We start from the raw sequence: 12,520 nt of genomic DNA, 5'->3' as shown, positions 1-12,520 counted from the left end.
CTGAGGTTTGAACCAGGGTAAGATAAAAATCCTGGTTAAAGGTTGCAAAACTTCCCAACGGACCGCGAATCCCGAGGGACAAAAAAACCGCCACATTGCTGTTGGCGGTTTTTTTATGGTTCACGCTTATGGTTTTATTACTCGATATCCAGCGGATCTTCAGAAAGGATAATGCCGGTATTATCGGCGTAGAGATGATCGCCTGAGAAGAAGGTCACGCCGCCGAAGTTAACGCGCACGTCGCTTTCGCCGATGCCGTCACCCGCAGCGCCTACCGGAATGGCCGCGATGGCCTGAATTCCAATATCCAGGTCTTCGAGATCGTCCACCTGACGCACGGAACCGTACACCACGATGCCTTCCCACTCGTTCTGGACGGCAATGCCGGCCAGTTCAGCATCAATCAGTGCGCGACGCACGGACCCGCCGCCGTCGACCACCAGTACGCGGCCACGGCCGTTCTGTTCGAGCAGATCGTACAGCAACCCGTTGTCCTCGAAACATTTCACCGTGACGATTTGCCCGCCAAACGATGACCGCCCACCAAAGTTGGAGAACAGCGGTTCAACGACGTTGACATCTTCCTGGTAGATGTCACAAAGCTCGGAGGTATCGTATTTCATAGGTTTAACGCTCAGTTGCTGCGAATGTGTTCAGTATATCGTGCGAAATGCGTTGTTGGCAAAATCATCAATTGTTAATTGATATTTGTCAGCTAACTGAGCGTCTGGCTTAACACAATCCCGACGACGAACAACAGGTTAGTCAGCAGCGCGCCTTTTACCGTTCGCTCCAGCATCGGCGGCATGGCTGCCGGGCTGAGTTCACGCATCACAAAGCGGGCCTGCTTAACCAGCAGCGGCGCAGCAAGCACAAACAGCCAGCCCCATAGACTGTGCAGAGAAATCAGGTTAAACAGCGCCAGGCAAACCAGCGCGCCAATAAGCAGGCAGGCATGATAGCGGCGCGCATTCACCGGCCCCAGACGCACCGCCAGCGTGTTCTTGCCGTTCTCACGATCGCTGTCGATATCGCGCAGATTATTGATATTGAGTACCGCCGTCGCCAGCAGGCCGCAGGCGGTCGCCGGGAGGAACAGGGCAGGGATCACCGTATGCGCCTGTAAGTACCAGCTCCCCATTACGCTCAGCCAGCCGAAGAACACCAGCACAGAGATATCCCCAAGGCCAATATAGCCGTAAGGGCGCGTGCCGACGGTGTAGGTGATGGCCGCGATAATGGCGAGCAGGCCCAGCACCAGGAAGCCAATGAAGTCGCTGGTGGTTTTCGAGGCGACCGTCACCAGCGCCAGGCCAGATAAGCAAATCAGCACCACGGTGATAATCAGCGCGCGCTTCATCTGTGCCTGGGTGATCACCCCTTTTTGCATCCCGCGCAGCGGCCCGATACGGTCAGGCTTGTCGCTGCCTTTTACCGCATCGCCATAATCGTTCGCGAGGTTAGAGAGGATTTGCAGCAGCCCGGCGGTAATGAGCGCCAGACCTGCCACCAGCGGATCGAAATGCCCTTGCCACCAGGCAAGCGCGGTGCCGACAATAATGGCGGCAAAGGCCAGAGGAAGCGTTTTAGGACGCAGACTTTCGAGCCACGCCTGAGTACGGCTGATATCAGTCATAGTAATTTTGCCAATAAAAATGGGGGCTTTAGCCCCCATTAACAGTGATGAGAATGCAGTAACCGCGATTATAGGATAAAACGGCTCAGATCTTCATCTGCCACTAACGCATCCAGATGTTTGCTCACATAGTCTGCGTCGATGGTAATGGTTTGACCGTTGAGGTCGCTCGCGTCATATGAGATGTCTTCTACCAGGCGTTCCAGCACGGTGTGCAGACGACGCGCACCGATGTTCTCGGTGGTTTCGTTGACCTGCCATGCGGCCTGGGCGATACGCTTGATACCGTCTTCGGTGAATTCGAGGTTCACGCCTTCGGTCGCCATCAGCGCCTTGTACTGCACGGTAGCAGAGGCGTTTGGCTCCGTCAGGATGCGCTCGAAATCTTCGGTGGTCAGCGCCTGCAGCTCAACGCGGATCGGCAGACGACCCTGCAGTTCGGGGATCAGATCCGACGGGCTGGCTACCTGGAATGCACCGGAAGCGATAAACAGAATGTGGTCCGTTTTCACCATGCCGTGCTTGGTAGAGACGGTGCAGCCTTCAACCAGCGGCAGCAGATCGCGCTGTACGCCTTCGCGGGATACGTCCGGACCGGAGCTGTTGCCGCCGCGCTTACAAATTTTGTCGATTTCGTCGATAAACACGATACCGTGCTGCTCAACCGCGTCGATAGCGTCCTGCTTCAGCTCTTCCGGATTCACCAGCTTCGCCGCTTCTTCTTCAATCAGCAGCTTCATCGCGTCTTTGATTTTCAGCTTACGCGCTTTCTGCTTTTGGCCGCCCAGGTTCTGGAACATGGACTGCAGCTGGCTGGTCATTTCTTCCATGCCCGGAGGCGCCATGATTTCCACGCCCATCGGCGCGGCCGCGAGGTCGATCTCAATCTCTTTGTCGTCCAGCTGGCCTTCACGCAGTTTTTTGCGGAACGCCTGACGCGCGGCTGAAGGTTCAGCCTGCTGTTCAGCCTGGCCCCAGTTGTTTTTCGCCGGTGGGATCAGCACGTCGAGAATACGCTCTTCGGCCATCTCTTCCGCGCGGTAGCGGTTTTTCTCAATCGCCTGGACGCGCACCATCTTAATCGCAGAATCGGTCAGGTCGCGGATGATAGAGTCCACTTCTTTACCCACATAGCCCACTTCGGTGAACTTGGTGGCTTCAACTTTGATGAACGGCGCGTTCGCCAGCTTCGCCAGACGACGGGCGATTTCGGTTTTACCGACGCCGGTCGGGCCGATCATCAGAATGTTTTTCGGGGTGACTTCGTGACGCAGCTCTTCGTCAAGCTGCATACGACGCCAGCGGTTACGCAGCGCGATAGCCACGGAGCGCTTAGCGTTATCCTGGCCGATAATGTGTTTGTTCAGTTCGCTGACAATTTCGCGTGGGGTCATTTCAGACATGGGAGATCCTTACGCTTTGGAGGTCAATTCTTCGATGGTGTGGTTGTGGTTGGTATAGATGCAGATATCACCTGCAATATCCAACGCCTTCACCGCGATATCACGCGCGTTCATGTCGGTATTTTCCAACAGCGCGCGGGCTGCAGCCTGGGCATAAGGGCCGCCAGAGCCGATGGCAATCAGGTCGTTTTCCGGCTGAATCACGTCACCGTTACCGGTGATGATAAGCGAAGCGGTTTCATCCGCGACCGCCAGCAGCGCTTCGAGCTTGCGCAGCATACGGTCGGTACGCCAGTCCTTTGCCAGCTCAACGGCAGCTTTCACCAGATGACCCTGGTGCATTTCCAGCTTGCGTTCAAACAGTTCAAACAGCGTGAAGGCATCCGCCGTGCCGCCTGCGAAACCGGCGATCACTTTGTCGTTGTAGAGACGACGGACTTTCTTCACGTTGCCTTTCATGACGGTATTACCCAGCGTGGCCTGGCCATCACCGGCAATTACCACCTGGCCGTTACGGCGTACACTTACTATTGTTGTCACGAGCAGACCCCCTGGTTACAGATTCGGGAAACAGAAGCCCTGAGCCTGTGCTCAGGGCTGAATTAAATGATAGATGGGGGGGATTTTGGGGGTTTCAACCCCCGGAGGCGAGTCGAATGCAGTTTGTGTGCCCAGCCACTTTCAAACGGGAAATGGTGCCGTCTGCGTTTTCTTTGCCTTTAACCGGGCCGATCACCACGCGGTTCCAGCCGTTATTGGTGGTAATGCGTGAATCAAATCCTTCGAACGCCAGCTGAGCACGTACCGTTTCCGCCTGCTCGGCACCTTTAAACGAACCGCACTGCACCATCCAGCGGCGCTCGTCTTTTTTCTCTGCCGTCTGCTTCGGCGCTTCGGTCTCTTTGGTTACCGGCGCGGCCTGCTGCGTTTTCGGCTGCTGCGCGGTGGTATGCGCTGGCGTCTGGAGCAGATCCTGATACGGCTGCGCCGCTTGCTTTGGCGGCTGCGCTTTTGGCTGTTGAACAGGCTGCGACTGCACCGTACGCGTCTGCTGCTGCGGTTGCTGGTATGGCTGGGCCTTCGGCTGCTGTACCGGCTGAGTTTGCGTCCACTGCTGCTGTTGCTGCTGTTGAATTTGTGCCTGGCGCTGACGCTGCAGCTGCAACGTTTGCTGACGCTGCGCTGGCGTTTGTTCATTCCACGGCACTTCATTCAGCTGCGTCGGCTGCTGGCGCATATCGGCCTGCATCTGTGCCAGCAGCTGGCGCTGCTCGTCCGTCAGCTGATCGGCATTCTTCACTTCGCCACCGGCTGAGGGCTCAGTAGGCGCACGCACGCCGGGCTGACGACTTTCCAGCTCTTTAATATAGCGCCAGCGCTCTTCAGGTTTCGGCGGCAGACCATTTCCCACCACTTTGTTGCCCTGAAGGGCCTCGGACTCTTCTTTTTTATGGTGCGTGATGAAGTACAGGCCGCCAATAAAGGCCACCAGCACGGCCGCAGCAATAGCGACCATTGCTGGCGAGACCGCAGGCAGATTACGCTGCTTGCTTTTTGAACTGCTCTTTTTGCGTCGCGAAGGTGCCGGCTGGCCGCGACGTACATAATCTCGTTGTGCCACTATCGTTTCGCTGTATTTATTCGTTCGTCAGCCCGCCATGTTACTTAAGCGGCGGGGCTTTGACCAGATAAGGGTGTCCGAAAGGCGTTTACTTTAAGTCAATGCCTGGGTAGAGCCGCGAATAATCAGCTCGCAGTCCAGCAAACGCGAGCCGCTGCTAACCGTTTGACCCTGCAGCTGATCCAGCAGAAGCAGCATCGCTTCGCGGCCAATCTGATAGCGCGGTTGTGAAACGGTGGAGAGCGGTGGATCGCAAAACTCTGAAAGTGAAATGTTATCGAATCCGATAATCGACAAATCTTTCGGCACGCGTAAGCCACGGCGCTTGGCGTGTGAAAGCGCACCCAGCGCCATCACGTCGCTGTGGCAGAACACCGCCGTTGGCGGTTCCGGCAGCGCCAGCAGTTTCTCCAGCGCCTGTCCGCCCGCTTCAAAGGTAAAATCACCGCGCGCAATATAGTGCGGATCGACAATCGCACCGGTACGGCGCAGCGCCTGAACATAGCCCTGCAGGCGGTAGTGGCACAGCGGCATCTCTTCCGGCCCGGCAATGCAGCCAATCCGCTTATGCCCCAGCTCCTGGAGATAGTTTACGGCGTTGAACGCGGCGGTGAGGTTATCAATGTGGACCGTCGGCAGCTCAAGCTCAGGCGCAAATTCGTTGGCCATTACCATCGGCGGTAAATTGCGCTGTTCTTCGATGCTGGCATCAAACGGCAGGCGCGAGCCAAGCAGCAGCATGCCGTCAATCTGCTTGGTGATAATGAGGTCGATAAAGGTTTTTTCCTGCTGGTTCTGGTGAGCGCAGTCGCCAATCAGCACCAGATAGCCCTGCTCCGCCGCCGTCACTTCGATACCGCGAATGATCTCGCTGAAGAAGGGATCGCAGATATCCGGCACTATTACCAGGATGGTCCGGGATTCATTGCGCTTGACGTTCCGCCCCATCGCCTGCGGGAAATACCCCACTTCCAGCGCCGCCTGTTCAACCTTGTTACGGGTCGCCTGGGAGACTTTATCCGGGTTCATTAATGCGCGGGACACGGTTGCCGTTGAGACTTGTGCTTTCTCGGCAACGTCTTTCATGGTCGCCGTGGCAACCTCTTTCCTGGACTTCAACGTCTTCTCCTCGCCTGAACACCGAACTGCGGACATCACCATTTTTACAGATAGTTAATGGAATCGGTTACAGAATTTTCATAAAAAGTGTGAGGCGCGTTAAATTTTTCGATCCGTCTTCAGCCTTCGATGGGATCGACGTCCAGTACCCACTTCACTTTACGCGCTTCCGGCAGGGTATTGATGAGCGCCAGCGTGCCGCTGACGATGTGCTGCAGGCGAATACGCGAGGGGTGCTGAAGTAAAATCTGCCAGCGGAAACGTCCACCGCGTTTTGGCGCCAGCGCCGGCACCGGGCCCAGGATCCACAGCTGGTTATCCACCAGCGGGCTGGCCTGCAGGAGATTCCTCAGCTGTTGCAGGAAAAGCGGCGCCTGCTGGTTGTTATGATCCTCCGCGCGGATGATGACGTGGCTGGTCCACGGCGGCAGCTGCATGGTCTGGCGTTCGGCCAGCGCCTGCTCGGCAAAGGCGTCATAGCCTTTGTGCAGCAGAGTCTGTAGCAGCGGGTGCTCAGGGTGATGCGTTTGCAGTACCACCTCGCCCTGTTTCCCCGCGCGTCCGGCACGCCCGGCAACCTGGGTATAAAGCTGGGCGAAGCGCTCGGCGGAGCGGAAATCTGCCGAGAACAGCGCGCCGTCGACGTCCAGCAGGGCGACCAGCGTCACGTCCGGGAAGTGGTGCCCTTTGGCCAGCATCTGGGTGCCAATCAGGATGCGCGCGCCGCCGCGATGCACTTCCGCCAGCTGCTGCTCCAGCGCCCCCTTGCGGCTGGTGGTGTCCCGGTCGATTCGGGAAATAGGCACGTCCGGGAAGAAAGGGCCAAGCGCCTGTTCCAGCTGTTCCGTTCCCAGCCCCACCGGCACGATATGCGTGGAACCACATGACGGGCACTGGCGAGGTACGGGACGCTGGCTGTCGCAGTGGTGGCAGCGCAAATGTCGCTGGGCCTGATGGAAGGTGTAGTAGTGGTCGCAGCGCGGGCACTCGGCAATCCAGCCGCAGTCGTGGCACAGCAGGGCGGGGGCAAATCCGCGACGGTTGAGGAACAGAATGACCTGGTTCCCCGCCTGCAAATGCTGGCGCATGCGGGAAATCAAGGCGGGCGCTAAGCCTGCTTGCACCTGCTGGCCTTTGAGATCCAGCACGTGCTGAATGGCCGGGCGGGCATTCCCCGCGCGGCGCGTCAGGCGCAGCATGTGGTATTTACGCTGGCGCACGTTGTGCAGCGTTTCGAGCGCAGGCGTGGCGGATCCGAGAATAATGGGAATTTGCTCGCTGTGCGCACGGTAGACCGCCAGATCGCGGGCGTGATAGCGCCAGCCTTCCTGCTGTTTATAGGAGCTGTCGTGCTCTTCGTCGATCACGATAACGCCGAGGTTTTTAAACGGCGTAAACAGCGACGAGCGGGTGCCGATCACAATCGCCGCTTCGCCGTTTTTCGCTTTCAGCCAGGCGCTGAGGCGCTCGCTGTCGTTCAGCCCGGAGTGCAGAACCTCAACGGGCGCGTTAAAGCGCTCGCGGAAGCGGGCAATGGTCTGCGGTGTCAGGCCGATTTCCGGCACCATCACCAGCGCCTGTTTGCCCTGCGCGAGCACGTTTTCCAGCACGCTCAGATAGACTTCGGTCTTGCCGGAGCCCGTCACGCCCGCCAGCAGCCAGGCGGAAAAGTGGTCCGAGGCGCTATGAATGGCGCCTACCGCGGTAGCCTGCTCGGTATTCAGGCGCAGGCGATCGCCCGAGACGGAGAAGCCGTCGCGCCAGTCGTGAAGGGCGGGCGCTTCGCTGGCCAGCTCGCTCAACCCTTTCTTTCTTAATGCCTGTAGCGCCGTTTCGCTGACCTCAAGCTCGTCGACCTGGTGCCGCCAGATTTTTCCCTGACGCAGCGCCGCCAGCGCCTGCTGCTGTTTCTGCGAACGCTTCAGGCTGTTGATGTCTACGGCCTGCCCCTGTTCGGTGGCAAACCAGTACCACATCGGGGCGTGGCGGGCGCTCTTGCCCTGGCGCAGCAGGATCGGCAGGGCGTGGAACAGGACGTCGCCAATCGGGTGATGATAATAATCTGCCGCCCACAGCAGCAGTCGCCAGGTGCTGGTGGAGTAAACCGGCTCGCTGTCCAGCACCTCAACCACCGATTTCAGTTCATTGAGGGGCAATTCGCTTTTATCGCTGACGGAGACGACGATCCCCACGCGCTGCTGTTTGCCAAACGGCACGGTCACGCGACAGCCCGCTTTGGCGCTCATGCTGTCGGGCAGCAGGTAGTCAAAGGTGCGGGGAAGCGGAACGGGCAGGGCAACGTGAGCGACGGGCATCGAATCTTCCTGACTTGAAAAGTGGCGCGTTAGTATACACATTAGTAAAAGCGGCGTGCGGATCAGTTTGCATACGTTGGTTAAATTCTGTATGATTCGCCGCCTTTGGTGTACTTTACGCCAAAGAACTTACATTCAACATCGCGTGGTGTCTGGCGTTAGGGCTGGAAGAGCGACGCGGCCTTAACTGAGGTTCTCCCATGAAAAAAGATATTCACCCGAAATACGAAATGATTACTGCAAACTGCTCTTGCGGTAACTCTATCCAGATCCGCTCTACCGTGGGTCACGATCTGAACCTGGACGTGTGCGGCAAATGCCACCCGTTCTACACTGGTAAGCAGCGTGATGTTGCAACCGGTGGCCGTGTTGACCGCTTCAACAAGCGTTTCAGCATCCCGGGCGCTAAATAAGTTTCCCGAAAAAAAGGCACCGCAAGGTGCCTTTTTTGTATCCGCTTCTCAGTATTCCCACGTCTCCGGGTCAATACCCAGTTCACGCATGATCACCTTCGCCTCTTCCGGGATTTCGTCGCTACGCTCTTTGCGCAGATCGTCATCGTTCGGCAACGGTTGGCCGGTAAACGCATGCAGGAACGCTTCGCACAGCAGTTCGCTGTTGGTCGCGTGACGCAGGTTGTTCACCTGACGACGCGTACGTTCATCGGTGAGGATCTTCAACACCTTCAGAGGAATGGAAACCGTAATTTTCTTTACTTGCTCACTCTTCTTACCGTGCTCAGCGTATGGGCTGATATATTCGCCGCTCCATTCAGCCATGAGATACCTTTAATCCTCTCAGTCATTAATCTAAAGGTGCAAACCGGTCACTGCCCGTTTTGAACCGTAATCTTGCGTAGTTTACCGTAGAGACGATACCGTGGCACGGATATTGCCGCTGCAGCGTGCACTAAAGCATATAATTTTAACGGCTATTTGCGCATTGCTCAATCTATACGCAAAGAAGTTTAGATGTCCAGATGTATTGACGTCCATACTTTCAATGTTTACTCTGGTGGCTGACTTTTCACCTCATTCGCCAGGAAGCCCTCACCATGACGCGTAAACAGGCCACGATCGCAGTGCGTAGCGGATTAAATGATGACGAGCAGTACGGCTGCGTTGTCCCGCCCATTCATCTTTCCAGCACCTACAATTTCACCGGATTTAATGAACCGCGCGCGCATGACTACTCGCGTCGCGGCAACCCTACGCGTGATGTAACCCAGCGCGCGCTGGCGGAACTGGAAGGCGGCGCGGGTGCGGTATTAACCAATACCGGTATGTCTGCCATTCACCTGGTGACCACGGTGTTCCTGAAGCCTGGCGATCTGCTGGTTGCGCCGCACGACTGTTACGGCGGCAGCTATCGTCTGTTTGATAGCCTGGCAAAGCGCGGCTGCTACCGCGTGCTGTTTGTCGATCAAAACGACGAACAGGCGCTGAAACAGGCGCTGGCAGAGAAGCCGAAGCTGGTTCTGGTGGAAAGTCCAAGCAACCCATTGTTGCGCGTTGTCGACATTGCGAAAATTTGTCAGCTCGCAAGGGATGCGGGAGCGATAAGTGTAGTGGATAATACCTTCCTCAGTCCGGCCCTTCAGAACCCGTTAGCACTGGGTGCGGATCTGGTATTGCATTCATGCACTAAATATCTGAACGGCCATTCTGACGTGGTGGCGGGCGTGGTGATTGCAAAAGATCCCGACGTTGTCACGGAACTGGCATGGTGGGCTAATAATATCGGCGTCACCGCGGGCGCGTTCGACAGCTACCTGCTGTTGCGCGGCATCCGCACGCTGTCGCCGCGCATGGACGTGGCGCAGCGTAATGCCCAGGCGATTGTCGATTTCCTGAAAACCCAGCCGCTGGTGAAGAAGCTTTATCACCCGTCGCTGCCGGAAAACCAGGGGCATGAGATTGCCGCGCGCCAGCAGAAGGGATTTGGCGCGATGTTAAGTTTTGAACTGGACGGTGACGAGCAAACGCTGCGTCGCTTCCTGAGCGGGCTGTCATTGTTTACGCTGGCGGAATCCTTAGGTGGGGTTGAAAGCTTGATCTCCCACGCCGCGACCATGACGCACGCAGGTATGGCACCGGAAGCACGTGCCGCCGCCGGGATTTCCGAGACGCTGCTGCGTATCTCGACCGGTATTGAAGATTCTGAAGATTTAATTGCCGATCTGGAAAATGGCTTCCGGGTCGCAGCCAAGGGGTAATCATGAGTGTGATAGCGCAGGCAGGGGCGAAGGGTCGTCAGCTGCACAAGTTTGGTGGTAGTAGTCTTGCTGATGTGAAATGTTATCTGCGCGTCGCAGGGATCATGACCGAATATTCACAGCCGGGTGACATAATGGTTGTCTCGGCGGCGGGCAGCACCACCAACCAGTTGATTAGCTGGCTGAAACTGAGCCAGACCGATCGCCTTTCTGCGCATCAGGTGCAACAGTCCTTACGTCGTTACCAGAGCGAGTTGATTGCCGGCCTGCTGCCTGCGGACATGGCGGACGGGCTGATCAGCGCCTTCACGCATGACCTTGAGCGTCTGGCTGCTCTGCTGGACAGCGGGATTACCGACGCGGTGTATGCCGAAGTGGTGGGCCACGGTGAAGTGTGGTCCGCGCGCCTGATGGCCGCCGTACTGCAACACCTGGGCGTAGACGCGGCCTGGCTCGACGCGCGTGATTTCCTGCGTGCGGAACGCGCCGCTCAGCCGCAGGTGGACGAAGGGTTGTCCTATCCGCTGCTGCAACAGCTGCTAGTGCAGCATCCGGGCAAACGTATTGTCGTCACCGGCTTTATCAGCCGCAGCAACGCCGGTGAAACCGTGCTGCTGGGCCGTAACGGCTCGGACTACTCGGCAACGCAGATCGGTGCCCTGGCGGGCGTGTCCCGCGTTACCATCTGGAGCGACGTGGCCGGTGTCTACAGCGCGGACCCGCGTAAAGTGAAAGATGCCTGCCTGCTTCCGCTGCTGCGTCTCGACGAAGCGAGCGAGCTGGCGCGTCTGGCGGCACCGGTTCTGCACGCCCGTACGCTGCAGCCGGTTTCCGGCAGCGATATTGACCTGCAGCTGCGCTGTAGCTATACGCCGGATCAGGGGTCTACCCGCATTGAGCGCGTGCTGGCGTCCGGCACGGGCGCGCGCATTGTCACCAGCCACGACGACATCTGCCTGATTGAGTTCCAGGTCCCTTCGGGTCAGGACTTCAGGCTGGCGCATAAAGATATCGACACGATCCTGAAGCGCGCCCAGGTGCGTCCGCTGGCCGTTGGCGTGCATAACGATCGTCAGCTGCTGCAGTTCTGCTATACCGCCGAAGTGGCGGACAGCGCGCTGAAAATTCTCGACGAAGCGGGCCTGCCGGGCGAGCTTCGCCTGCGTCAGGGGCTGGCGCTGGTGGCGATGGTCGGCGCGGGCGTCACCCGTAACCCGCTGCACTGCCACCGCTTCTGGCAGCAGCTGAAGGGCCAGCCGGTGGAGTTCACCTGGCAGTCAGAAGAGGGCATCAGCCTGGTCGCCGTGCTGCGTAAAGGCCCAACCGAAAGCCTGATTCAGGGTCTGCACACCTCGCTGTTCCGCGCGGAAAAACGCATCGGCCTGGTGCTGTTTGGTAAGGGTAACATCGGTTCCCGCTGGCTGGAGCTGTTCGCCCGCGAACAGGTCACGCTTTCGGCGCGTACCGGGTTTGAATTTATTCTTGCGGGCGTGGTGGATAGCCGCCGCAGTCTGCTGAACTACGAAGGGCTGGACGCCAGCCGGGCGCTTGCCTTCTTTAACGATGAAGCGGTTGAGCAGGATGAAGAGTCGCTGTTCCTGTGGATGCGCGCGCACCCGTATGACGATCTGGTGGTGCTGGACGTCACAGCCAGCGAACAGCTTGCCGATCAGTATCTGGATTTTGCCAGCCACGGTTTCCACGTCATCAGCGCCAACAAGCTGGCGGGGGCGAGCAGCACAGATAAATACCGTCAGATCCACGACGCGTTCGAAAAAACGGGCCGCCACTGGCTCTATAATGCCACCGTTGGCGCGGGACTGCCGGTTAACCATACCGTGCGTGACCTGATTGAAAGCGGCGACAGCATTCTGGCGCTGAGCGGGATCTTCTCCGGCACGCTCTCCTGGCTGTTCCTGCAGTTTGACGGCACCGTACCGTTCACCGACCTGGTGGATCAGGCGTGGCAGCAGGGCTTAACCGAGCCCGATCCGCGCGTTGACCTCTCCGGTAAAGACGTGATGCGCAAGCTGGTGATCCTGGCGCGTGAAGCCGGTTATGACATCGAGCCGGATTCCGTACGCGTCGAGTCGCTGGTGCCTGCGGGCTGCGAAGAAGGTTCTGTTGATCACTTCTTCGAAAACGGCGACGAGCTGAATGACCAGATGGTGCAGCTGTCTCTTATACACATCTGACGCTGCCGACGACGGA

At 58.0% G+C, this 12,520-nt stretch carries 10 protein-coding genes and 1 pseudogene; 3 read left to right on the top strand and 8 right to left on the bottom strand.

Features of this window, described 5'->3' with window-relative positions; all coding sequences use genetic code 11:
- Positions 1-137: 137 nt before the first annotated feature.
- The 7 genes from rraA to priA form a co-directional block, all read right to left on the bottom strand.
- Positions 138-623, bottom strand: coding sequence for a ribonuclease E activity regulator RraA (rraA, locus tag HBA26_RS14145; RefSeq protein WP_014885702.1), 486 nt, complete (start codon positions 621-623; stop codon positions 138-140).
- 92 nt (positions 624-715) lie between these two features.
- Positions 716-1,642 carry a 1,4-dihydroxy-2-naphthoate polyprenyltransferase gene (gene menA / locus HBA26_RS14140; RefSeq protein ID WP_126346114.1) on the bottom strand — a complete coding sequence of 309 codons (927 nt, stop codon included), beginning with the start codon at positions 1,640-1,642 and terminating at the stop codon, positions 716-718.
- Between the two features lie 62 nt (positions 1,643-1,704).
- A complete protein-coding gene (gene hslU, locus HBA26_RS14135) occupies positions 1,705-3,039 on the bottom strand; it encodes an HslU--HslV peptidase ATPase subunit (protein ID WP_028014840.1) in 1,335 nt (444 codons plus the stop codon).
- 9 nt (positions 3,040-3,048) lie between these two features.
- A complete protein-coding gene (gene hslV, locus HBA26_RS14130; RefSeq protein ID WP_014072345.1) occupies positions 3,049-3,579 on the bottom strand; it encodes an ATP-dependent protease subunit HslV in 531 nt (176 codons plus the stop codon).
- Positions 3,580-3,673: 94 nt separating this feature from the next.
- The gene (gene ftsN, locus HBA26_RS14125; protein WP_028014839.1) at positions 3,674-4,660 is read right to left on the bottom strand and encodes a cell division protein FtsN; all 987 of its coding nucleotides are present in this window, start codon (positions 4,658-4,660) and stop codon (positions 3,674-3,676) included.
- A 93-nt stretch (positions 4,661-4,753) separates the two neighbouring features.
- Positions 4,754-5,779 carry a DNA-binding transcriptional regulator CytR gene (gene cytR, locus HBA26_RS14120; protein WP_041911797.1) on the bottom strand — a complete coding sequence of 342 codons (1,026 nt, stop codon included), beginning with the start codon at positions 5,777-5,779 and terminating at the stop codon, positions 4,754-4,756.
- Positions 5,780-5,898: 119 nt separating this feature from the next.
- A complete protein-coding gene (priA, locus tag HBA26_RS14115) occupies positions 5,899-8,094 on the bottom strand; it encodes a primosomal protein N' (protein WP_126346094.1) in 2,196 nt (731 codons plus the stop codon).
- A 200-nt stretch (positions 8,095-8,294) separates the two neighbouring features.
- Here priA and rpmE point away from each other — a divergent pair, with 200 nt between their 5' ends.
- Complete coding sequence (gene rpmE, locus HBA26_RS14110; protein WP_003862040.1) at positions 8,295-8,507, top strand: 50S ribosomal protein L31; 213 nt, start codon at positions 8,295-8,297, stop codon at positions 8,505-8,507.
- Positions 8,508-8,555: 48 nt separating this feature from the next.
- On the opposite strand, the gene metJ is transcribed toward rpmE, so the two are convergent.
- Positions 8,556-8,873, bottom strand: a complete 318-nt coding sequence (gene metJ / locus HBA26_RS14105; protein WP_003862042.1) for a met regulon transcriptional regulator MetJ — start codon at positions 8,871-8,873, stop codon at positions 8,556-8,558.
- Between the two features lie 275 nt (positions 8,874-9,148).
- On the opposite strand from metJ, the gene metB reads away from it, so the two are divergent.
- Both metB and HBA26_RS14095 read left to right on the top strand, forming a co-directional pair.
- Entirely contained in the window at positions 9,149-10,309 is a 1,161-nt protein-coding gene (gene metB, locus HBA26_RS14100) for a cystathionine gamma-synthase (RefSeq protein ID WP_021242813.1), read from the top strand.
- A gap of 2 nt (positions 10,310-10,311) precedes the next feature.
- Positions 10,312-12,483 (top strand): annotated as a pseudogene (locus HBA26_RS14095) (bifunctional aspartate kinase/homoserine dehydrogenase II); the annotation flags it as partial.
- Between the last annotated feature and the right edge of the window lie 37 nt (positions 12,484-12,520).

This window comes from Enterobacter sp. 725m/11 (assembly GCF_011683705.1).
In the GTDB taxonomy this organism is placed as follows: Bacteria; Pseudomonadota; Gammaproteobacteria; order Enterobacterales; family Enterobacteriaceae; genus Enterobacter; species Enterobacter bugandensis.
This window is presented reverse-complemented; position numbering and strand designations above follow the sequence as displayed.

What these genes read in the sequence shown, in the direction of transcription:
- rpmE (WP_003862040.1), top strand. Translation starts at nt 8,295, where the DNA reads ATGAAAAAAGATATTCACCCGAAATACGAAATGATTACTGCAAACTGC.
- metB (WP_021242813.1), top strand. Translation starts at nt 9,149, where the DNA reads ATGACGCGTAAACAGGCCACGATCGCAGTGCGTAGCGGATTAAATGAT.
- priA (WP_126346094.1), bottom strand. Translation starts at nt 8,094, where the DNA reads ATGCCCGTCGCTCACGTTGCCCTGCCCGTTCCGCTTCCCCGCACCTTT.
- metJ (WP_003862042.1), bottom strand. Translation starts at nt 8,873, where the DNA reads ATGGCTGAATGGAGCGGCGAATATATCAGCCCATACGCTGAGCACGGT.
- hslU (WP_028014840.1), bottom strand. Translation starts at nt 3,039, where the DNA reads ATGTCTGAAATGACCCCACGCGAAATTGTCAGCGAACTGAACAAACAC.
- rraA (WP_014885702.1), bottom strand. Translation starts at nt 623, where the DNA reads ATGAAATACGATACCTCCGAGCTTTGTGACATCTACCAGGAAGATGTC.